We start from the raw sequence: 23308 nt of genomic DNA, 5'->3' as shown, positions 1-23308 counted from the left end.
GGGATTCAGCATGACAGCGTGATGTTTCGCTTGCGCTCAACATGACAAATAACCATACCTAAACGACATTGACTTAAGATATCTGCTCATCTATTTGTTTAACAAAATTTTATGGTATTCATGCAGCATTATCGTTTTTTCCTCTGTCTTTAGGGTAAATCAATTTAAAAATTTACTGCCATGAGATTCGGAATTTTAGCTGCGCTGCTTATTGCAGCAACCGTAACCAGCACAAATACAAGTGCTCAGGAAACCCGAAACTTTGATGCTAAGGGATTTGACGGAATAAGAAACAGCACATCGGCTGAGGTGCAAATTTCACAATCGCCAAACTATGGTATTGAGGTAACCGCAAAGAAAGAGGTTTTCAATGAGTTGGAGATAGTTGTAAAGGAGAATGTTTTGCATATCAAAAGCAAGGATAACCTAAGATTTACCAGTAACTGGGGTAAAGTACTGGTCAAGGTTTCATGCCCGGATATTAAACTTTTGGCTCAGAATGGCTCGGGCAATATGATTGCACTAACGCCCATAAAAGTTGCCGACGAATTTACAGCTTCAATAAATGGGAGTGGCGATATATTGCTAAAAGAGATACAGGCCAACTCGGTACAGGTAAGCATAAACGGTTCAGGTAACATAAAAACCTCATCGCAAGGGAAAACCAATACGCTAAAGGCCACCTCTAACGGGTCAGGGAATATCGATCTGGAAACACTAACCTCGGAGATTGCTCAGCTAAAGCTGAACGGTTCTGGCGATGCAACCGTAAGGTGCAACAAGGAATTTAAAGGATCAATAAACGGGAGCGGAAGCATCACGCTTTACGGTAATCCCCTTATTGATGCCAAGGTTAACGGTTCAGGGCGATTAGTCCGTAAGTAAAGATTGGAAAAACGGAGCACGAAAAATTAACGGCTGAGGATATTCCTCGGCCGTTCGTATTTTAATAAATTTGGGAGAAGAGAGGTTTCCAATTTGATGAATTGGCATAGGTTTGGGATGCATAAACTAAATTACCCCTCCCGGAATATGCAAAACTTGCATATAAATTTGTAGTTTTGATTTTTATTCTAAGCTTTAGCATCATGCTCAGGGTGGCAGTTGATTTTGATGGTACAATTGTGGAGAATGAGTATCCCCAGTTGGGAAAGCCCATGCTATTTGCCTTTGAAACCCTTAAGGAACTTCAAAAAAGAGGCTTTGTCCTTATCCTTTGGACTGTGCGAACCGGTAAACTGCTCGATGAGGCTGTGGAGTTCTGCCGCCAGAATGGGGTTGAATTCTACGCAGTTAATCGCAACCACCCTGAAGAGTTTCCTGACCCGGAGACTCCCCGTAAGCTCGATGTTGATGTTTTTATTGACGATCGCAACCTGGGTGGATTTCCCGGTTGGGATAAGGTGTTCAGCATGCTTTGCCCCAACGAGCCCTATGAGGTTTCGCAGAAAAAGGTTTTAAAACAGTATAAGACGAAAAGTTTTGTACGACGTATCTTTGGTATTTAACATCAATTTTATGCTACAAAGAATTTCAATTTTGCTATTAGTTCTAGCCGTTGCATGCACAAATGGCCGAAAGGATCAACTGCCCGATACCACTAATATGCCAGCAGAGAATCCTTTGCATCTTATCCGGTTCGACAAGCCCACAAGTGGTTCATTATTCACAGCTGGCGAAAGCATTGATATTACTATTAAACTAACCGATACCATTCAGCCCGATTCCATTGTGCTTTACCGTAACAGCGAACGAATTCAAAAAGTTAGCAATTTATCGTTCATCTTACAAACGCAAGCTGGTAAACCCGGCACAATTCAGCTGAATGCTACAGCATGGAAAGATGGGCGCAGGCAAACGGCATCAATTTCCGTAAAGCTCAAATCGAATACAAAACCTGCCAGCTACAGTTACCGAATAGTAAAAGCTTATCCGCACGACCCCGAAGCCTATACCCAGGGCTTATTCTACCATAACGGCTACCTGTACGAGGGTACTGGTCAGCAAGGCGCATCGAGTTTAAGAAAGGTTGAGCTGGAAACTGGCAAAATATTACAGAGCGTAAACCTAAGCAGGGAATACTTTGGCGAAGGCATTGCCATTCTAGGTGATAAAATTTACCAGCTTACCTGGACAAACGGTACAGGCTTTGTTTACGATGCTGCCACTTTTAAACCCTTAAACACTTTCAGCTATACCACGCAGGGCTGGGGGCTAACCACCAATGGAAACGAACTTATAATGAGCGATGGCTCAAATACTATCTACTTTAGAGAGCCAAGCGGTTTTAGTGAGCTCAGGAGAATTGAAGTATTTGACAACAATGGGCCCGTTAAAATGCTTAACGAGTTAGAGTACATTGATGGTAAAATTTACGCTAATGTTTACCTGACCGATAGGATAGTAATAATAAATCCCGAAACCGGAGTGGTAGAAGGAAATATCGATATGCAGGGACTTTTAGCTACTGCCCAACGAACCGGCAAGGAAGATGTATTAAACGGAATAGCATACGACCCCAATGGAAAGCGAATTTTTGTTACCGGAAAGCTATGGGGCAAACTATTTCAGGTTGAATTCATAAAGAAAAAGTAGATGACAACCCGTACTGAAACCGATTACCTTGGAAGTTTACAAATCCCTGCCGATGCACTTTACGGAATACACTCGGTAAGGGCAAAAGATAATTTTCCTGATACCACGCAATTCCATATTGAGTGGTACCAGGCTATGGGACTGGTAAAACAGGCATGTTACCTTACCTATGCTGAAATGGTTAAGGCACTCCAGGAAGAAAACCTATTCCGCGATAGTAAAGGTTTTATTCCGCCCAACGTAGTAAATGCACTAATTGCAGTTGCAGGCGAAGTGCATGAGGGCAAGTACTTCGACAGTTTCATTGTCCCGGCCATACAGGGAGGTGCTGGTACAAGTATTAACATGAATGTTAACGAGATAATTGCTAACGCAACACTCATCAGGCTTGGCCATAATCCCGGCAACTACACGGTTATCGATCCCATTGAGCAGGCCAATGTTTACCAAAGCACAAACGATACGGTACCAACAGCACTTAGGGTTGCCGTGGTAAGGTTGTTATCCCTGCTCGAGGAGCTAATCAATAACACCCGCCAGGCAGTTGAAACCATTGAGAAAAGCCACCGAAACTCATTGCGCATAGGTTACACGCAGCTACAAGCAGCGGTACCATCGTCGTACGGACAGCTGTTCAGCACTTACAGCGAAGCGCTATCGCGCGATTGGTGGAGGGTTTCAAAATGCTTTGAACGTATAAAGGTTGTTAACCTTGGCGGAGGAGCCATTGGTACTGCAGTGGGAACACCCCGTTACTTTGTAATGGAGGTGGTTAAGCACCTGCAGCAGCTAACCGGATTCCCGTTTACCCGCAGCGAAAACCTAAACGATGCCACAGCAAACCTCGATTCATTTGTTGAGGTGCATGCCATTCTCAAAGCCCATGCAGTGAATATTGAGAAAATGGCATCGGATATACGCCTGCTGGCGTCGGATATTGCGGGCAATGCAATTAGCATTCCCAAACGACAGGTGGGCAGCTCAATTATGCCTGGCAAGGTAAACCCCGTAATCCCTGAATTTGTAGTGAGCATTGCCCATCGGGTTTACACCAACGATATGCTCATCTCAAACCTTGCCGGACAGGGTGCGCTTGACCTAAATGCCTACCTGCCAACCATTGGACACGCCATGATTGATTCCATAAAGCTACTGATTGCTGCCAACCAAGCCCTAGCAAGCCATTTACTCAATGGCATTGAAATTGATTCCGAGAAATCGGCTCAGCTACTGATGTTTAATCCATCCATAACCACAGCCCTGCTTCCTATTATTGGATTTAACCGGGCTGCAATGCTTGCGCAGGAAATGCGTCTGAAAAAAATTGATATTTTCAGCGCCAACCAAAACCTGAAGCTAATTCCGGAAGAAAAGCTGGTTGAATTGGTAAAACCAAACAACCTGCTTAAGCTGGGATTCTCGTTTCGCGAGGTGATTGATTAATTCCTTTTTACGTTTCATTAATCCATTTATAATCTTAATTTTAACCTTCTAAATCAAGCAAATATGCCACAAAGGCATGCTATGGGCACAATCCATTGAATGAATTAGATGAATTCAATAGCAATTGACCAATCTATTTCTCCTTAATGCCTATTTAAGTTAACCAGTCTTTGTGTTTCAAAAAAAGAAATTTTAGTATAAGAGTTATGCCAAGTTTGAAGAAATCCAGAATAGTTGTTCTAAAAAGTGAAATTATTTTGCTCAACTACAAAGCATATTAGCATAGAAGCGTCCTGCTCAATTTTGATTTATCCCCAAAAATCGAATTGATATGGGTCTATAGTCAAATTATATTAAATACTGTATTCGGGCTAGGTGAGTTAGAAAATTTTGCAAACTTTTTGACATTGTTTGACAAATAATTATATTTGTACAGATTTTATTAAACAAATTGAAAAGGGTTTAAAGTTTTTAAATATCAAGATAATTATATACTTACATAAATTTTGCATCATGAAAAAAAAGTATTTTTTGGCAGGCTTTGTTGTATCGTTATCATTGTTAACTAAAGCACAAATCTCAGACTTAATAATATCTGAATATGTGCATGGCTCTGGAAACAATAGAGCTATAGAACTATACAACGGAACAGGGAAACTTGTAGATCTTGCAAGTTATAGGCTAGAGAGAGACCTAAACGGAAATGGACAATTCGTATACTATTATAACCTAAGTGGTACACTAGCATCAGGTGAAACCTTTGCTATAGGTAATCCAAATGCATCAGTGGAAATTACAAGTAAAGTAATTATAACCAACCTTACTATAACTGATTTCTCCGGCGATGATCAAATTAGACTATTGAAAAATGGGCAAGAAATTGATAGAATAGGAGTGCCTGGCGGAGTTAATTTCGGCCAAAGTTGTACATATGTTAGAAAGTTTAGCGTATTAACCCCAAGACCAGGTCCACAAGACCCAAGGTTTAATGGAGAATGGCTTAAATATCCCTTAGATTACTATAATGATTTAGGCATTTTTTTCATACCCACCAAAAAATATACTTTTGAATATGACAATTCAGGCAATAGGATTGAACGACTATGTATTTTACTAAGTTCAAAAAAATCTTCAAAAAGTGACAGCACTAATACAGAACAAAAGACAGGAGAAATTGAACCGATAATAGATAATCATGGAGAACTTTCAATACTGATTTACCCCAATCCAACCAAAGGTCAACTAACACTAAGAATTAACGGCGCCCAAGAGAATGATTTTTTTTCTTATACACTTTATAGTATCGGTGGCGGTACATTGCTTTCAGGGAATAGTGTGGGTACAGACGATTTATCTATTGATATGAGTAATTGTATTAATGGCATTTACATTTTAGTGGTTAAAAGCAACAAAATGCAAAAATCTTATAAGGTAATTAAAGAATAACTTAAACATATTAAGACCATGAAAAATAATACTTTATTATTAATATTAACTTTATTCCTATTTTCAAAACAAGGTTTTGCACAAACGATTTCTGTGTATGGTTCAACTGTCGGTGAGGCTAATGTTACGCCATCAGGTGCCGCTTCATACATAATACCAATTCACACTCCCCGAGGTGTAAATGGATTTCAACCCAATATTTCCATAATTTATAACAGCCAATCAGGCAATGGTATTTTAGGGTATGGATGGAACATATCTGGTCTATCATCAATCTCTAGAGTCCCAAGTACAATATATTTCGATGGTATAACGGAAGGAGTAAATCTCAACCGCATGGATAAATTAGCTTTAGATGGGAATAGGCTAATTTGTATTAATGCTGACTCAACAGAGTTTAAAACTGAACTTGAAAATTTTTCAAAAATAATTGGCGGGAAAAGTGATGTTTCCTATTACTGGTTTGAAGTAAAAACAAAGGATGGGAGTACAAACTATTATGGAACAACGGAGGATTCGCGTCTACGGCCATTAGGGAATTGGTCCCAACCACTGGCTTGGTATTTAAGTAAAAGCACTGATCCAAATGGGAATTCCATTAACTATTTTTACACAAACCAAAATGGAGAAATTTATATTGACCGAATTGAGTACGCCAACAATAGCATCCAGTTTATTTATGAGGATAGGCCAGACAAAAACGTGACATATTTTGCTGGAGCTAGCGTTAGCCAAAAAAAGAGACTTAAAGGTATAACCGTAAAAAGCGATGGACAAGTTGCTCGTTCATATTCGTTTACCTATAATCATGACGGGCTTTTCAGCCACTTAGCTTCAATAAGTGAAACAGGTTCCGACGGTGCTTCATTAAATCCAACTCAGTTTATCAGAGAGGGTATTAATGCTAATAGTACAGCATATAGTGCTTTAGTAGAAACCCAGAGTTATAAACAAATTTATAATGCTGACCTTACAGGTGACGGGCGTTCTGATGTTGTAGTTACATATAAAAGTTCAGTGGAGAGTAACTGGACAGATTGGGCTTTTTACGAAGCCAACGCAGATGGGCACTCTTTTACTAAAAAGTATAGTGGAAAACTTCCTTCTGGCTTTAAGGGGTTTTATCTTTCCGATATAGACAACAATGGAACTTACGATATTTTTATGCGAGTGAGCGGGGTTTATAGTTACTGTTGCATACAATGTGATGAATTAAAACCTCAAAACGCTATTGTTAAACCAGATTCCTTACTAACAAAATCGGATGCTATTTTTAAAGAACATTCTGAAAAAACAGTATTGCCTCCTGACGATGATTCAAATGGATGTTGTGCTACATGCTCATACGACAGGCAATATATGAATGCATATTTTTATAGCAATGGGAACCTTGTGCGTAATGAGCAGTATGATATTCATTTTGATTTTATCAAGGGAGATGCAATCATCTATGCAGGTTTAAATTTTGATGGTGATGGCAAATCAGACTTTTTGATATTGGATAAAAGTAAAAATTTTGTTGGAGTAAAGGTCGGCAACACATATTTTAGTGCACAAGTATTCTCTAACAATCCAAACGATGTTAACCTATTAGATTATAATGGCGACGGACGTACTGACATATTAGTAACTAAGGAATACAATTCAACGATTTACACATACAACCCAAGGAGCACTAAATTTGAAGTGCTATATAATAGTGGTTTTCCTACCAGATGGCACAGTGTACATTTAGGGGACTTTAATGGCGATGGAAAAACCGACATTCTTAGCTATACTGCAGGTAAGTGGAATCTTAACTTTTCAACAGGAAAGGAATTCTCATATCCTGCAATAACTAACCTCCCATTCTATAACGCAAATCCAGATGATAATGAGTTAATGTCATTGTTCATTGGTGACTTTAATGGCGATGGACGCGATGATGTTCTTCAAACTCTTGCGTACAATAGAGATGCTACCTCAAATTATTACTACTTCTATATTAGCGATGGCATGGGGGGGTTTAAACTTTTAAGTTCTGGCACTTGGGATTTTGGGGTAAAAATTGCTCAAATCTTAAAAGAAAAAAGTTTTCTTGGCTTTTCATGGGATAGAAAGTGGACATCTTACAACGGTCATGCTTTAGCCGATTTTAACGGTGATGGTAAAATTGATGTTTTACCTTACCATGGTAAACCTAATGCTAGACAAGCAATAATTTTACCTTTTAGTAACGACCGTTCCCGTCAACTTCTTTCAATTGTTGATGGTATAGGCAGACAAACTAATTTTACCTATAAAAGCCTTACTGAAGGTTCATCAATTTACCAAAAAGGCACTGGAGCAACATATCCACTTAATGATATTATTGCACCATTGTATGTTGTTAGCAGTATTTCACAACCCAATGGAATTGGAGGTACTACTACCACCAGTTTCTTATATAAAGGGGCAAAAATTCATTTGCTTGGAAAAGGCTTTTTAGGCTTTACAGAGGTAATTGCAAGCAATTCTTCTACTGGAATTGTTACAACTCAACAGTTCGAAACCAACACCACTTTCTACCTAAATTTATTACTTAAAACATTGGTAATGTCATCGGGAACTAAGTTAAGTGAAATTACTTATACAAACCGATTACAAAGTTTTGGTGGTAAGCGGTTTGCACAATTCATTGATAAAATAGAGGTGTTTAAAAACCCTGAAAATATTACCTTCACCACAACTTACCAATATGATAGTTATGGTAATGCAACTTATGTAAAGGAAAGTTGTCCTATTAGAACTATTGAGACAACAAATAACTATGCACTATATGGAGGATGGGGACCGTATAATCGTTTAACATCTTCAACTGTTAAAACAACATATTCCGGTAAAACTTCATATATAAGAAGTATTTCATTTTCATACGACAGCAAAGGAAACTTAATCCGTGAAATAACAGATAATGGTGTTACTAAAGATTATACTGTGAATCCATTAGGAGTAATAACAGGTATTACAATAAAGGCTAGTGATGAACCAGCATCTTCTACAAGGTTTGATTATGATAGTGGATATCGATTTGTTATTAAAACTACCAATGCATTAGGTCAAGTAAACTCACAGTTGATTGATCCCAGAACAGGAGTGGTCTTGAACGATATTGCAATTAATGGCCTAAAAACTGATTACATCTATGATGGTTTTGGACGTTTAGTCAAAATCAAAACACCTGAGGGGAATACCATAACAATTAACAGAATAGGTAACCCCAGCAATGCCCCTCAGGGTTGTGCTTATGCAATTGAAACAATAAGTGAGGGTAAACCAAAATCAAAGGTCTTTTACGACATTCTTGATAGAGAAATCCGTTCCGAGGTTGAAGGCCCAAGCGGTATCATTGTCACTGAAAAAAATTATAATGCTAAAGGTCAACTTATTTCCGAAACCTCTCCACACTATATAACTGATCCTGCCATTACAACTACTTATAAATATGATGTTTTTGGAAGGGTTACTGCCGTGAGCAGGAATGGCCGAACTACCACTAACAGTTACAGCGGAACTAAGGTAACCACTACTACCCCTGATGGTAAAAAGTACACTAAAGAATTCAACTCATTGGGCAATTTAGTATCTGCTACTGATAATGGAGGAAGTATTTCATACAGTTATCATAGTTCTGGACAGGTACAAACAATTAGTGCAAATGGACTTATAACAAGCATTGAGTACGACAATTTTGGACGTCAACTCTCAATTACTGACCCTAGTGCTGGGAAAGTTGAGTACACCTATTACCCATCCGGTAAACTTAAATCGCAAAAAGATGCCCGGGGTAATACATATACCTATACCTACGATGCACTTGGACGAATTGTTAGCGCCTCTGGCCCCGATGAGAACATTTCCTATTCCTACGAAACCTCTGGTGGGGGAAATGGTTTAATTTCCTCTATATCTAATTCTTTAAACTCTACCAAAAAAATATATAAATACGATAGCTTTGGGCGTATTTCAGAGTTTACAGATAAAATTGGGGATGTGGCTATGGTATCATCCTTTAAATACGATAAATACGGGAATATTACAAAACATACCTTCCCTTCGGGATTTGTTATTAATAAAACTTACGATAGCAAAAGTAACCTTATACAAATAACCAACGACAATGGAGGCATAATTTGGAAGTTTGTGTCAGAAACAGCAACAGGACAACCGCTTGAATATCAGCTTGGGAGCCTGTTAAACGTTAATTACGCTTACGATTCCGATGAGTTTCTAACAGCAATCAGTACCTTTGCTAATCCCATGCCAATGATTAATTCAAAGGCTTTCCCAGGTGATTATCCTCTTCCCCAAGGTTTAGTTTTAAGTTATAGCTACTCATTCGATCCACTAACAGGAAACCTAAATTGGCGTAAAGATAACATTTTAAACCTTCAGGAGGTTTTCACCTACGATAACTTGAATAGGCTTGAAAAGATACGTATGGGGGCATCTGAGAAACTTGTTCGTTATGAAAAGAACGGCAACATCAGTTTCAAATCCGATGCGGGTATGTATACCTACAACGGGTATAGGGTGACCGAAGTGGCTAGTGCTACAAACAACATACCCACTTTAACCCAAAATATAACCTATAACGGTTTTGGGAAAGTGCAAACAATTGAGGAGGGTACTTCATCGCTAAATTTCATATACGGAACCGATAGGCAGCGCATTAAAACAATAGAAACGAAAGGTTCTTTGACAACCACCCGTTACTATACCTTAGATCATGAGCGTGAAGTATCAACTACCACTACCGACCGCAGTTACATTTACAGCCCCTACGGGCTTGTGGCCGTGGTAGAAAAGCAGGCCGATACCTACACTACCCTTCTGGTTAGCACAGACCATTTAGGTAGCATTGTAGGACTGTTTACAACCGATGGCAAACTTGTGCAGAAACTTAGCTACGATGCATGGGGCAACTACCGCAATCCAGCCAACTACAGTCTGCCTTTTGGTGAAGTACCCCGCTTACGTAGGGGGTTTACTGGGCATGAACACGAGCCGCTGTTTGGCATAATAAACATGAACGGACGGGTGTACGACCCCGTGCTGGGCCGCTTCCTTAGCCCCGATAACTTTGTTCAGGCTCCCGATTTCACCCAGAACTTTAACCGGTACGCATACTGCCTCAACAACCCGCTGAAATATACTGATCCGACGGGAGAAATATTTGTAATTGATGATATTCTTTTTGCAGCTGCAATAGGGGCAATTATAAATGTAGCTGTACAAGGTATGTCTGGTCACATTAATAGTGCCGGAGATTTCTTTATGGCTGCAGGAATTGGCGCTTTAGCTGGAGCTGGAGGTGCTTTTGTTGGAGGTGCGGTTGCAGGTGCAATTGGCTATGGAGGATTTGCGGGTGGAGCAACAATTGGGGCTGCCTCTGGATTTGCTGGAGGCTTTATCGGAGGGGCTGGAAACTCTTGGATGAATGGGAGCAACTTTGGAGATGGTTTAGTAGCTGGTTTGAAAGGAGGTTTAATTGGCGGAATTTCTGGTGGTTTAATAGGAGGGACAATTGCTGGTATTGACGCAGTAAGGAGTGGTTCTGATTTTTGGAATGGAAGTGTTAATGAGGTCGGAGGAAGTGGTTTTGGAACGTTTTTAGATGAAGAAATTCCTGCCGGCGCTAAACCTACAGCTACTGGTGAAATAGCCGAAACATCAACTAATCCTAATTATGGCAAATATGGTATGACACGAAATGGAGGCGCAAAAGCTCACTACGGAGTTGATTATGCGGGCAAAGAAGGGGATGATGTTTTTGCTATGTACGATGGAAAAGTAATTAAAATAGGCGGCTCTAAGGAATATGGAGAAAACTTTGTAAGAACATCATCAACTATTAATGGGAAAACATACAATGTAGATTATGGCCATATGTCAAAGAGCGTTGTATCTATTAATAAAATGGTTTCAGCTGGAGAAAAAATTGGTGAAATGGGACGGCTTGGAAACTTGGCCGGAACTTCATTTCCAACGCATGTTCATATTGCTGTTTGGCGTCCTGTAAATGGTTTACAGGGTTTTGTAATGCCTTGGTGGAAGTGATAACAATAAATAACTTAATGATGAGATTATATTATATTTTGCTTATGCTTGCATTTGTTTCCTGTGGCGGGCATTCCAACTTGGAATTTAAACTGCAAAATTCCTTTCAAATTAAGCTCCAAAATCAGATTTGTATTAATACAAAAGATTGTTTTTATTTTAGTACTGACAGTAGCCTTTATCAGCTCTTTATGTATTACTCAAATGCTGAATGGGAAAAGAAAAAATTGATAGATAAAGTAGATTTTAGCCCGTATAAATCAAAGATACATAGCTTTCAATCACAAAGTAATGAGTCTTACGTTGTTTTATGGGAAACAGAATACGAAATTTATCCTTTAATTTATGCTTACTATATCACAGAAGGGAAAATAGTAAAAATAGGAGAGTTTTTAATTTCTTTACCTTGTCAAACGTGTGAGAGTTTAGAATATCCAATAAAAGATATTCGAATACTTCAAAATGGAAAGGATATTATAATTTCTTTTTTAAAAGATGTAAATTTTAAGCCAAGAAACGATAATGACTGGAAGTTGTATAAAGCTGGGGTATTAAAATGCATTTTTAATACTGAAACAAACGAATTAAAATACAACTATCGTTGAGTTAATTGGATAGCACAAACAATCAATAACTTAAAATAAAGAACCTCGGAAATCCGAGGCTCTTTACTTATAATGCAGCAACGTCTTTTTGGAAAGAAGGCTTTAAACTTCTTTTTGGTGAGCATGGTATCAATCATCTTAAAGATTACATGCTTATCTTCACCATCCATTACTGGTTTAACCAGAACTTTGTTTGATGTTTTTTCCCTAAGCCGGGACTTCACGAGGCATTGCCTGTCCCGCCCCCTACTCGCGTTCGTCGTTTGATTCATGCTATTGTTACAATTCCCTGTATCAGTCCAGTCTTTAAAATCATTAAATTAAAGGAGGTTGGGTGGCGGCCGCACCGCCATCCGTACATTTTAGCGGTTTCACCTACAGTTGCTTACGTTCCGCCTAAGTTAAACGTTGCGCTTTGGCCTGTACATATTTTTAAAAACCATTTCACACGTGTGAACGAGGAATTTTACTAGTTTTACTGAAAATTGCTGAACAGAATTGTCGTTATAGCAGGCGTTTGAAGATGAACGCAAATGAGGGTTGTTTAACAAAATGTTTTCCTACATATGAAAAAATTTACTGAATACATAGTGGTTGTTGCTGTTGGGTTACTTTTTACCTACCTGTTTGCTGGCGATGTAGTTAAAAATATTAATCACAGATACTTTGCCCAAAGCGGCGATGGTGCAAAGGACTACTATGCCACATTCTACCACATTAAGCACGATAATAGCTACATACATTCCAACAGCATGAATTATCCCTTTGGCGAGAGTATCTTCTTTGCGGGTTCGCAGCCAATTGTAAGCAATACCATTAAGTTCATTTCACAAAACATATACGATGTTAGCCCTTACACTGTAGCCATACATAACCTTCTGATTCTGATTAGCATTGCCCTCACGGTTCTTGTAATCTACCTGATTTTTAAACATCTTAATCTACCCATTTGGTACTCGTTACTTGTGGCTATAGGGATTACTTTCCTTTCCCCTCAAATTGACAGGATTGGAGGGCATTTTGCCTTGAGCTACACCATTGTGCTTCCGTTATTCATTCTGCTTTTGCTAAAGTTCGACCGCCAAAAAAGTATTGGTCTATCAGTACTCATTCTTTTTGCTGGAATGTGGGCATCAATAACCCATGGTTACTTTTTCACTTTCTACATGGTGATGTTTTTGGCCTACTGGCTCTGGCAAAAGCCTTGGCGTAAGGAGTTTGAATGGCGCAAACAGTGGTTACACGTGGTGCTGCAAATTGCTATTCCTCTTATTGTTGTCCCTACCCTAATTTTGTACATAGAGCCCGTTGAGGATCGAACAACATGGCCATGGGGTTTTCTGTTTTACCGGGCTTTCCCTGAGTCGGTGTTTCTTTCGCCGGGTCGCCCTTACTGGGGCTGGCTAAATAGCCTTGTAAAAATACGTAACCTCCAGTGGGAGGGAATTGCCTATGTTGGATTGGTGTCTACAATCATTTTTTTAATAGGCCTTTTCAGCTTAATTAAAAATGCTGTTAATAGACGTTGGGGAAAAACCCTTGCCATAACCAGTCAACCTCTAATGGATCGGCTTTTCTGGCTGTCGTTTTTACTCCTTTTATTCTCATTTGGAATTCCGTTTATCTTTAAGATGGAGTTCCTGCTGGAATACCTTGGGCCTATTCGTCAGTTCCGTGGTATAGGTCGATTTGCATGGCTTTTCTACTACACCATGAACATTGTGGCGTTTTACCTAATTTGGCAGAAAGCTAAAGGGTATAAACCTGTTTACAGGATTTTACTGGTAATTCCAATAACCATTTTGCTCTACGATGCCTGGTTTCATAGCAAATCGCAAAAACACTTTATCAACAATAACCTACCTGAGTTGGATTATGCCTTTCATTCAAACAGTAAGCCCAATATCAATATTGATGAGTTTCAGGCCATCATGCCAATTCCCTTTTTTAGCGTGGGAAGCGAAAACTACTGGCACGAATCGGCCTGCTTTGGTTCCATGGTAAAGATGTATGCCTTATCGCAGCTAACTGGGTTGCCCCTTAACGCCACCTACACAAGCCGATCATCGGTTTGGCAATGCGTGGAAAACCTCAACCTGATTATGGAACCGCTCCAGGAATACCCCGTGCTTAAATACTACAACCATGGTAAGGATATCCTTTTATTTGTTGACCCACATTGCGACCAAATAAACCAGAATGAACGCCGAATTATTACCATATCAACCCCAATTGACACACTCTGGGGGTATGAGCTACGAAGGTTGAAAGTGGCCGACCTTGCTAAGCTGCCCGAGGTATACCGTAATGAGTACCTTAATGCTACCCCTGGAATGGCCGATAGCATTTCTGGTAATTACTACTTTCAGGAATTTGAGAGCACTCCCACACCCATAGCGTTTACAGGAAACGGGGCGCTCAAGATAAACCGACGGGGTTACACAAACCTTTACTGGGGGCGCTTGCCAAACAACAGCTCATCGGAAATAACTGTGTCGTTCTGGGTTAACCGCATGAAAGCAGATATTGTACCCCGCAACCGTATTGAGATTGTTACCGGTAAAGAGGAAGGAAAGTGGGAAACCTGGAATGGGTTTGGTTTTATGGAGAAAACAAAAGCATTCTGGAACGATTGGGCATTGGTGGAGTATAACCTGAAGCTCAACAACCCGTCCGATTTTATTTGCATTTCGGTTGCTCCCTTGCTGGCTAAAAGCGGAGATGTTTACATTGATAATTTTTTAATCAAGGGGGAAAAGGATAATGTAATTCTGAAGAAAAACGATGTGACACTAGTAAATAACAGACTTTTTCAATGGTGATTTGAAACTTGCTACAGGTTTTGATTTTCTTCGGATACAATCATATTGCAATCATATTCCTCGCTTTGAATAATATCTGACAACATAGTACTTTTCATGAAGTCAAGTATTTTACTGTTTAAATTTGACCACACCTTGCGAGCTTTACAGCATGAGCTCAGCTGACAAGAACTTGGATTGTTCAGGCATTCCTGTAGATCATCGTTTGCATTAAATGCTCTTTCAATATCCAGAAGCGAAATTTCATTTGCTGGCCTAGCTAAAAAGTAGCCCGACTTTAAAGAGGGCCTTACTATAAGCTTTGCCACTTTAAGGGAATTAATAATGTGGTCGAGGTACTTAAATGAAATTTTTTGTCGTAACGCAATGTCCTTTTGGAACACACCCTTACAGTCATTCCCGTTGTTCAAAGCAATATCAATCATTACCCGTAAACCATATCTTACTTTTGTGTTAAATCGCATTGCTCATAATTTTTAATATTCAATACAAATTTAATATTTATTGACTCGTCAATTGTTATTAGTCCATTAAATCGTTTTGGAGGAGAAAGTCCTAAAGTTTTCCAGTTAATTTCAGTATTTCCAATAATACTCCTTTGGTCAGTGGTGGTTTTAATTTCTGGCCGGATAACTTTTGTTATTTTTTTCCCGGCAATAATAACTTCTACAGGTGTTAATACATAATTTTTCAAATTCTTGTTAGGGAATCTTATTTCAATTTGAGGGTAAATATTGGCTCTAAGCATTTTTTGAAAGTCCGATTCTATCATTTCAAAATTTGCTTTAAAGTTCTCAAGGGGAACTTTTAAACTGAAAGCCTCCTCAAAAGGATCAAAATATAATACCCAATTCGATAATTCAGCCTTTAACCTAAACCCTGAAATATTTGTGTTACCACTTATAGATATGTAACCATCGCAAATTGTACCATGATTTAAAGGGGGTTGTGTATATGCTGAAAAGCAAGCAATGACAAAAAAGCAAAAAAAGATTAAAAGCCTATGCCGTAGTAAGTTAATAATATGTGATAGAGTATTCATAATTACTACGACATAGGCAGTTATTACCGTAAAGCTAATTAAAAGCTGACTGTAGCCTCAAACATTATCCCATTAAAACCGGCATCGGCACCATAAACTCCAGTAAACTCTTTGTAATTCTGTTTTACATACTCAAGTTTAACCAAAGTTGACTTTAGAATAGCCCAACCAGCACCAAGCTGTATTCTATCAACAGTTTGATCAACGCTTGCTGAATTGGCAGCATCCTTATTACCCTTTACCACATTGTAACGTGCACCTACAAAGAAATTTTCATCCTTACCAAACCGGTAAAGCAACTCTGCAGCAATTTGATTGAATTTAAATTCCTTAGCATCCGGATATAGTCCCTTTGCATTCTCGTAGGTACCAAAGAACTCAAAACCATAAACCCTACTAAACAGGTTTAGCATGTATGAGTTAGTTTTGGTGGCTGCACCAGGTGAGAAATATGTATTTAAATGATTTGATTTGATATCAACAGCAGTAGCACCGTTTTTAGCAAGATTCATTACCAGGTAATACCTTGAACCTGCCCTATCGCCGCCGTAAAGTGTATTTCTGTGGTTGCTTTCAGGCATGTGGTAACCCGAAAGAGTTAAGCGAGCTCTAATTTTCTCAGAAAAGTTCTTATCGTACCCGGCTTTCCAGTAAAACCCTAACTCCTTGTGTGCATCGTAGGCTGTAAAATTTCCACCGGAATAAAGGGTTAAATCCTGACGAAGCTGGCCGGTTGAGGTAGCTGCCATTAGTATTATCCCGTTGTTACGGTACATTACTTCAAGAGCTGGTGCTGTGGTAAATGCATCCATAATATAGTTTCCAACAAAGGGATTATTAATTACCTTACCATTGTCCGATCTACGGAAATGGGCATCCCCGTAGTTAATCTCCATGTCACCAACCCAAATTGTTAGCTTATCCATTACTTGATCAACAATCTCAGAGTGAAGAAATGGAAGTTCATCGAACATTAAGTAACCTCCCTTAACCCAAGCCTCATTATGGTGACGCGACGACAGGTAGGTTTGCAAGTTCAGCACAACCCCTTGAGCTAACTCTACATCAAGGTTAAAGTTTGCCGTTGGCAGGTTAAAACCAGTCCCAAGAGGAATCAATAAACTATCGGCGTGATGCTTTATTGACTGGTACTGAAGGGCAAAATCACCTCCTACTTTTACCTTGATTTTTTCAAAATCTTCGCCTTTTACTTGTGGCGACTCAAACTGGGCATAAGAATAGCTTAACCCAAAAAGTGCAAGAAGAGTAATTAATGTTCTTTTCATACTTGATTAATTTAGTTTGTTGTTTTTATTGATTTGTAGAAAGTTCAAAGCTGAAACTTACTAACACATCCTTTCCGGTTTTTAATGTGCCAAACATGGCAGTGGGGGGGGCAACTCCATACTGAGTCATATCAATACTATAATCGCCTTTAACCTCCAGCATATTGTTGCTTTTTACTACCCCAGCAATGGGTATTTCAACCTGTCGCTTTTTGCCTGCAATTTCAAGCATTCCCATAATTTTGCCCTTAAATGAACCCTTTTCAAGGGCTAGCTTTGACTGCGTGGCGGTAAACTTTACAAAGGGAAACTGTTTGCCCTTTAATGCATCAAATGTCTTACTATCCATTATGGAGTTATCGCTGGTTATGCTTTTTACAGGAATTGTTAATTCTATTGAGTGAATTACCAATTCATTTGCATTAATCTCAATTTGTTGAACCGATTGCACACTTTCCACTTTCATCTCCCAATCATGCAACGACGAAGTCCCTGCAATTTTTATGGAAGATTTATTCACACTCCACATTGTAATGTGAAGAGTCATACCTGCGGCTAAAACCGAGTAGAACAGCAGAATTAATAAGGAAAACTTTTTGCTCATAGGTGTATTTTTTTAAACTACATATACTATCGTTTTGGTAGTTTAACGCAATTTTATGGAATATGTTTTACTTTTTACCTCAAATTGATTTATATCAATCTAAAAGAGATGAATATGCTGATTTGCCAATCAAAATTTTACCCTAACCATACACTTCACCTCGCTACGGGTATTCCCCATAATAAGGTCGGGGCCTGACCCTATAGTTGCCGAACCGGGGTAGTGGGTTTGAGCATATCGTAGCCATAAATCAACACCCTTTGAGGGTGAGTATTTAAGCATCGCCATAATTCTGGTTCCGTTAGAGTAGTAGGCTGGAACCGTAAAGGAGTAAAGCAAATCGCTCTCGTACGAGTAAAGGCGGGTATTCCATGATTCTGTATCGAAAATGGCAAAGCGTAACCTGATGCTCAGCGGTGTTCTTTGCAGGTTAATGTTGATATCCTGCGCTAGCAGGTATCCATATTCACCATCGGAAAGGCTATCGGTTCTATAGTTCGATATCTCCAGGGTTGACCTCATGTTTACCAAAGGGTTAGGCTGATAGGTAAGCTGAGTACGGAAACCTTGTCGGGTTTGGGTTAGTGTTGATGTTATCGGGATATTATCACCAGTCATATTTTTCTCATCCTGCTTGTAACGGTAACGAAAACTTACCTGAAAATATGTATTTAGCGAGTGTTCCGAAAGGAAAAGAAAATCTCTCCCTGCCGATGGCGAGTAAACCCCATAGCGCATCCATGGGAATTGGTAAAGGTCAATATAGCCCGATATTTTCCATCCTTTTGCGGCTAGCAAGCTTAACCCCATCAGTAATCCCTTTTCATTGGTTGCACCTGAGCCCTCAGCAAGGGCAGCAGTGTAACGGGGGTTAAAGGTTGTGCTATAGCTCCTCCCTAAAACCGAAAGATGCACTCGGTTACTTAGCTTCAACTGCCCACCGGCAAGGGCTGCCATTTTCTGCGAGAAAAGATTGAAAGCAATCTCACCAAAAAACAGATGCTGACGGTAGTAGTAATCGGCATTTATTCCCATAGCAAGTTTCTCGGTAGAGGCAGGCGTTAGACTGTAAATGGGTTGATTGTTTTGGTTTTCACCATAAATTCTGCTGTAAACAGCAGTTGTGCCAAGCCTTAGCTTATTAAGGGTTAGGGTTATATTACTACCGGTTACCAGTTCCGGAATATTTCGTCGGCTCGCAATTTCCGAAACCGTTCGGTGGTAACCGGTTTCCGGCAACGATGAAAATGCAAGTTCACCTGAACTAACCGTATCGACAAGTTTGCCATCTATTTTTTGGTATGAAGCTAGCAGGCTAAAATCGATATTCTTGAAGTTTAAGGTGATGCCTGCACCCCTTAAAAAAAGCGATTCGTAGGCTGAGGAATGTGGCACAATACCCCTGCCCCGCTTATGCAGCCCCATTACGTTCGCCGATTTTCCAAAGGTTAAACTATTCCAAAATGTAAGCCCTTGTCCAAATTCAGCACGGAAATCACCAACCACAAGGCGCTTAACTTTCCCAACATCCGAAACCATTGCGTAGCCTGCAAGGTAATCGAAACCGGAAGGGAAGGTTCCATCGAGGAGTGGCTCACCGGCATCGTTCTCGGCTGTAACCCCAAGTTGCAACCGGTTTGCCCTGTAACGGTAACAGGTGTAAATTGCATACTTGCTCCCTAAGTAACTGCTCGCACCGCCATATCCGCTCCTATAGCCAACTGGCGTTTGGAGGGTTGTTTTGAGGCGAGTGAAAATATCGTGCCTCCCCTGAGTAAAATCGGTAGCCTTCAATGGTTTTATAACCTCGCCAGCCACAACAAACGGAGCAAGCCGCTCAACATCAGTCAGGTCGAAGCCAGGAACTAACTGCAACTCGTAAACACTAAGTATTTTGCCAGTGGAATCGCGGTAACTTAGCAAGCTCTCAATCTGAAAATCGGTAAGAAAAAATAGCTTTTGCAAATCGGACTTACGGGCGGCATTCAGGTTCAAAGGGCTCTCGGCAAGTTGGAGTAAATCCTCAACCAGCTCCGAATAATCCTGTTCAGTATCGGAGTTGGCAGCCATCTCCTCAAGGATATCGGCTACAACCTGTTGTGGGTCGGTTACCAGCTGAGCATTGCTTACCAATGCCACAAAAACAAAAAGGGATAGCAAAAGGTGTTTCGCCTTCATTGGGTTTTATTATCTTTTTTGCCAAACAAATAGGCAACCGATAGGCTTGGTGTAAAACCAAGTTGCTGATGGTGGCTTAAGCTGAAGTCGATATCAAAGCCTTTAATGGGTAACCCTACTCCAGCCGTAATCCCCTCAGGGCTTGCTACTGAGTAACCTAATCGCAAAGCTGTGCGTTCCATTACCCTATACTCAAGTCCAAACCGAAAGGTGGGCGCGCGTTGGGTGTCGTCGTCAATTTGAAATGTAAGTAAAATATTTTGTGAGGGCAAATAGGATACGCCTAAGCCCATTAGGGTGGGCAAATCGCCTAAATCGTCGAAGGTTGAGCCCGTGGGATTAAAAACGTAAAAGCCAAAGGTTAGCTTGGAGGTTGGCATATAATGAACTCCACCCTCAACAGTAAATGCGGTGGCATTGCGGTAATCGGCAGGTAGTTGCATACGAGTAAAGGCAAGCCCTACCCCAGCAGCAAAACGTTTCCCCAGAAACATCCCATACCCCAAGCCAGCCCTACTTGTACTAAACTCGCTAAATCCAAAATGCGAAATATCAACACCAAAAGTACCAGGTTTTACAGGGATTGCAACCCCAAGCATGCTTAGGCCAAGTTCTGAAAGCATAAACCGATTCTCGTGGTGAGCTCCAACCCAAAACTGGCGCTGGTACGCTAACGATGCCTGATTGGAAAAACCATCCCAATTGCCCTGCATGGAAAGCGAACAGTTTCCCATAGCAGCCGCCGCACCGGAAACAGGCCGGATATCAGTTTGACAATAAACCGATAGGTTTTGAAATAGTAAAAGTAGTAATATACTAAGCTGCCGAAATATTTCCATAAATCCGGTTTATACCACAAGTTAAAAAGATATTGAAAAAAATGCAATTGGAATGTAAAAAGGTATGGGCAACGGAAAAGCTTATTGATGTTGATTGTTGCAACTGTTCGAAAAAAGGAGTTAACTTTGCACTTTATTTTAATTTGATAAACCATGAAACAGGTCAAGCTAAAAGATAAGGAGTTCCGGTTAAGCTATCCCGAGACAGAAATTCAGAACGATATCGACTTGGTAGCATCAAAAATCAACCACGATTTTGCCAAGAGTGGCGAAGTTCCATTTTTTGTTAGCGTGCTTAATGGTTCCTTTATGTTCACAGCCGACCTGTTAAAACGGATTACAGTACCCTGTGAGGTATCGTTTGTAAAACTTGCCTCGTACCAGGGCACCTCATCAACCGGTAAGGTAAATGAGCTAATAGGCTTAAACGAAAATGTAACCGGCAGGACCCTTGTTGTTCTGGAGGATATTGTTGATACTGGCATTACTTTAAGTAAGCTATACGAAGAGCTCCGCAAGCTTAACCCAAAAGAGATAAGGGTAGCCACACTGCTCTTTAAGCCTGAAGCCTATAAGGGCAGTATTAAACTCGATTACATAGGCCGTAGCATACCCAACGATTTTATAGTAGGCTATGGTCTCGATTACGACGGACTTGGTAGAAACCTTCCAGATATTTACACTCTAATTTAGATAATGACAGCCTAAACAATTGCCCACCTGCGTTTTCAGGTGGGTTTTTGTTTTTGGTTAAGGATTGATATTTATCAAAAATCGGCTAAATAAACAAACACCCAAAGCAAAAAAAGGTAACTTTGAAATCCGTTGAACAGCTCGTTAAATATGGATTCATTAGTCAATAGCCATTTTATTATACCCTTTCTTATCTCCATGTTTCTGGCCATCAATATGGGAGGTAGTGGAACAGGGCCAGCATTTTCAGTTGCCTTTGGAGCAAACGTACTAAAAAAGACCTCGGTGCCAGCCCTGTTTGGGCTAATGGTATTTTTAGGGGCAATAATTGCAGGCAAGGCAACCTCAGCAACTGTGGGTAAGGGACTTGTAAACCCTGAGCTTATGAACTACGCCCAGGTGTCAATCATTCTTTTTGCGGTTTCCATTTCGCTACTTGTGGCAAACCTTTTTGGGATTCCACAATCTACAAGCCAATCAACAGTACTAGCTGTGATAGCTCCAGGCATTTACTTCCATGAGCTTAATTCCCGCAAGGTGTTTTTTGAAGTTATTCCCACATGGTTTATCCTGCCCATTATTGCATTCATCTTAAGTCTAATAATTGGCAAGTACATTTACACCCCATTACGGAGAAGGGGGTATACTATATCGAGCCGGATAAATGACCATTACATGCTGCGTTGGGCAATAATTTTTGCCTCGCTTTACGTGGCTTTTTCAATTGGTGCCAACAACGTGGCAAATGCCAGTGGGCCATTAACCTCAATGACCATGAATGAGCTGGGCCTGGGGAATCAGGGCGGAAGGCTGCTTATCCTTATCATGATTATGTCAACCATGATAGTTGCCCCGAGCTTTGGCATAGGCAGTTCGCTATTTGGTGAGAAAATCCTCAGGAATACAGGAAAAGAGCTCTTCCTGTTTGGGCGAATTGAGGCAGTAATAATTGCTATTATATCTGCAACCCTTTTGCTTGCAGCCTCGCTCTTTAAGGGCATACCCACATCGCTGGTTCAGCTCAATGTTGGGGCAATACTGGGTATTGGCGTTGCACGCCTTGGACCTCGAAATATCTTTAGAAAAACAGCCGTTCGTAAGTTTTTCCTGATGTGGCTTATTGCGCCGATTATTGCTTTCCTTATTTCGTGGTACCTTACCTTCCTGGCCGATAAGTACGGATACCTTTAACCTATGTACGATGAGTTAACAAATTCAACCGGGCTTGTTTATAGAGGAATGAGTCGGTATAGATTGAATATGAAGGAGTTAGAAGAAGTTTTAAGCCCGTTAAACGTGAACCGTTAAACGTTAAAAAGTTAAACATGTAGTGGGAATAAGGCGGAATATGAAGGAGTTAGAAGAAGTTAGAAGAAGTTAAAGGAATAGTGAGAAGTGAAACCCAACGAGAATAGGGAAGAAATATTCGGAATGTTTAGGAATTGTAGAATGGGAGGGGATTTGATGCGTTAAACCGAAATAGGGAAATGGAAACTTTTATAATTGTATAGTGTGTTTCAATTTTACTAATCTCGTATCAATGTCGTTTAGTTAAGGTTATTTGTCATGTTGCGCGCAAGCGAAACATTACGCTGTCGTGCTGAGTCCCGATTTATAGGGATATAGACTTCGCCGAAGCATCTCATTGCTCTTTTCTCTTCAATCCTTTGAAGAGAT

16 protein-coding genes are annotated in these 23308 nt (G+C 40.1%); 10 read left to right on the top strand and 6 right to left on the bottom strand.

Annotated features, from left to right (window positions below; genetic code table 11):
• Window positions 1–180: 180 nt before the first annotated feature.
• From WHS63_RS11820 to WHS63_RS11785, 8 genes are all read left to right on the top strand, one after another.
• The gene (locus WHS63_RS11820) at window positions 181–885 is read left to right on the top strand and encodes a head GIN domain-containing protein (RefSeq protein ID WP_445205281.1); all 705 of its coding nucleotides are present in this window, start codon (window positions 181–183) and stop codon (window positions 883–885) included.
• Window positions 886–1088: 203 nt separating this feature from the next.
• A complete protein-coding gene (locus WHS63_RS11815) occupies window positions 1089–1508 on the top strand; it encodes a BT0820 family HAD-type phosphatase (protein ID WP_445205282.1) in 420 nt (139 codons plus the stop codon).
• 10 nt (window positions 1509–1518) lie between these two features.
• Complete coding sequence (locus WHS63_RS11810; RefSeq protein WP_445205280.1) at window positions 1519–2595, top strand: glutaminyl-peptide cyclotransferase; 1077 nt, start codon at window positions 1519–1521, stop codon at window positions 2593–2595.
• Complete coding sequence (locus WHS63_RS11805) at window positions 2596–4038, top strand: lyase family protein (RefSeq protein WP_445205279.1); 1443 nt, start codon at window positions 2596–2598, stop codon at window positions 4036–4038. It begins immediately after the preceding gene.
• Window positions 4039–4551: 513 nt separating this feature from the next.
• Window positions 4552–5484 (top strand): lamin tail domain-containing protein, encoded by a 933-nt coding sequence (locus WHS63_RS11800; protein ID WP_445205278.1) that lies wholly within the window; start codon window positions 4552–4554, stop codon window positions 5482–5484.
• Between the two features lie 18 nt (window positions 5485–5502).
• On the top strand, window positions 5503–11562 hold the full coding sequence (locus WHS63_RS11795) for an FG-GAP-like repeat-containing protein (protein WP_445205277.1): 6060 nt from the start codon (window positions 5503–5505) through the stop codon (window positions 11560–11562).
• 44 nt (window positions 11563–11606) lie between these two features.
• Window positions 11607–12167: a hypothetical protein gene (locus tag WHS63_RS11790; RefSeq protein ID WP_445205276.1), complete on the top strand. Its 561-nt coding sequence runs from the start codon at window positions 11607–11609 to the stop codon at window positions 12165–12167.
• A gap of 566 nt (window positions 12168–12733) precedes the next feature.
• Entirely contained in the window at window positions 12734–14989 is a 2256-nt protein-coding gene (locus WHS63_RS11785; protein ID WP_445205275.1) for a hypothetical protein, read from the top strand.
• An 11-nt stretch (window positions 14990–15000) separates the two neighbouring features.
• On the opposite strand, the gene WHS63_RS11780 is transcribed toward WHS63_RS11785, so the two are convergent.
• The 6 genes from WHS63_RS11780 to WHS63_RS11755 all read right to left on the bottom strand — a co-directional run bounded on the left by WHS63_RS11780 (window position 15001) and on the right by WHS63_RS11755 (window position 20938).
• Entirely contained in the window at window positions 15001–15453 is a 453-nt protein-coding gene (locus tag WHS63_RS11780; protein ID WP_369488936.1) for an RrF2 family transcriptional regulator, read from the bottom strand.
• Window positions 15432–16031 carry a hypothetical protein gene (locus WHS63_RS11775; protein WP_369488938.1) on the bottom strand — a complete coding sequence of 200 codons (600 nt, stop codon included), beginning with the start codon at window positions 16029–16031 and terminating at the stop codon, window positions 15432–15434. Before WHS63_RS11775 ends, WHS63_RS11780 begins: the two co-directional genes overlap by 22 nt.
• A 38-nt stretch (window positions 16032–16069) precedes the next feature.
• Window positions 16070–17317, bottom strand: coding sequence for a hypothetical protein (locus tag WHS63_RS11770; protein WP_445205274.1), 1248 nt, complete (start codon window positions 17315–17317; stop codon window positions 16070–16072).
• Between the two features lie 25 nt (window positions 17318–17342).
• Window positions 17343–17921, bottom strand: a complete 579-nt coding sequence (locus WHS63_RS11765) for a YceI family protein (RefSeq protein ID WP_445205273.1) — start codon at window positions 17919–17921, stop codon at window positions 17343–17345.
• Window positions 17922–18050: 129 nt separating this feature from the next.
• On the bottom strand, window positions 18051–20099 hold the full coding sequence (locus tag WHS63_RS11760) for a helix-hairpin-helix domain-containing protein (RefSeq protein ID WP_445205272.1): 2049 nt from the start codon (window positions 20097–20099) through the stop codon (window positions 18051–18053).
• Window positions 20096–20938 carry a hypothetical protein gene (locus WHS63_RS11755; RefSeq protein ID WP_445205271.1) on the bottom strand — a complete coding sequence of 281 codons (843 nt, stop codon included), beginning with the start codon at window positions 20936–20938 and terminating at the stop codon, window positions 20096–20098. Before WHS63_RS11755 ends, WHS63_RS11760 begins: the two co-directional genes overlap by 4 nt.
• A gap of 153 nt (window positions 20939–21091) precedes the next feature.
• Between WHS63_RS11755 and hpt the strand changes: the two genes are divergently transcribed.
• Both hpt and WHS63_RS11745 read left to right on the top strand, forming a co-directional pair.
• A complete protein-coding gene (gene hpt, locus WHS63_RS11750) occupies window positions 21092–21631 on the top strand; it encodes a hypoxanthine phosphoribosyltransferase (protein WP_445205270.1) in 540 nt (179 codons plus the stop codon).
• Between the two features lie 150 nt (window positions 21632–21781).
• Window positions 21782–22822 carry an anion permease gene (locus tag WHS63_RS11745; protein WP_445198733.1) on the top strand — a complete coding sequence of 347 codons (1041 nt, stop codon included), beginning with the start codon at window positions 21782–21784 and terminating at the stop codon, window positions 22820–22822.
• Window positions 22823–23308: the final 486 nt, after the last annotated feature.

The sequence above is a fragment of the Tenuifilum sp. genome, assembly GCF_037481895.1.
GTDB classification, from domain to species: Bacteria; Bacteroidota; Bacteroidia; order Bacteroidales; family Tenuifilaceae; genus Tenuifilum; species Tenuifilum osseticum.
Note: the sequence above shows the minus strand (reverse complement) of the source record. Positions and strands in the feature narration are given on the sequence as shown.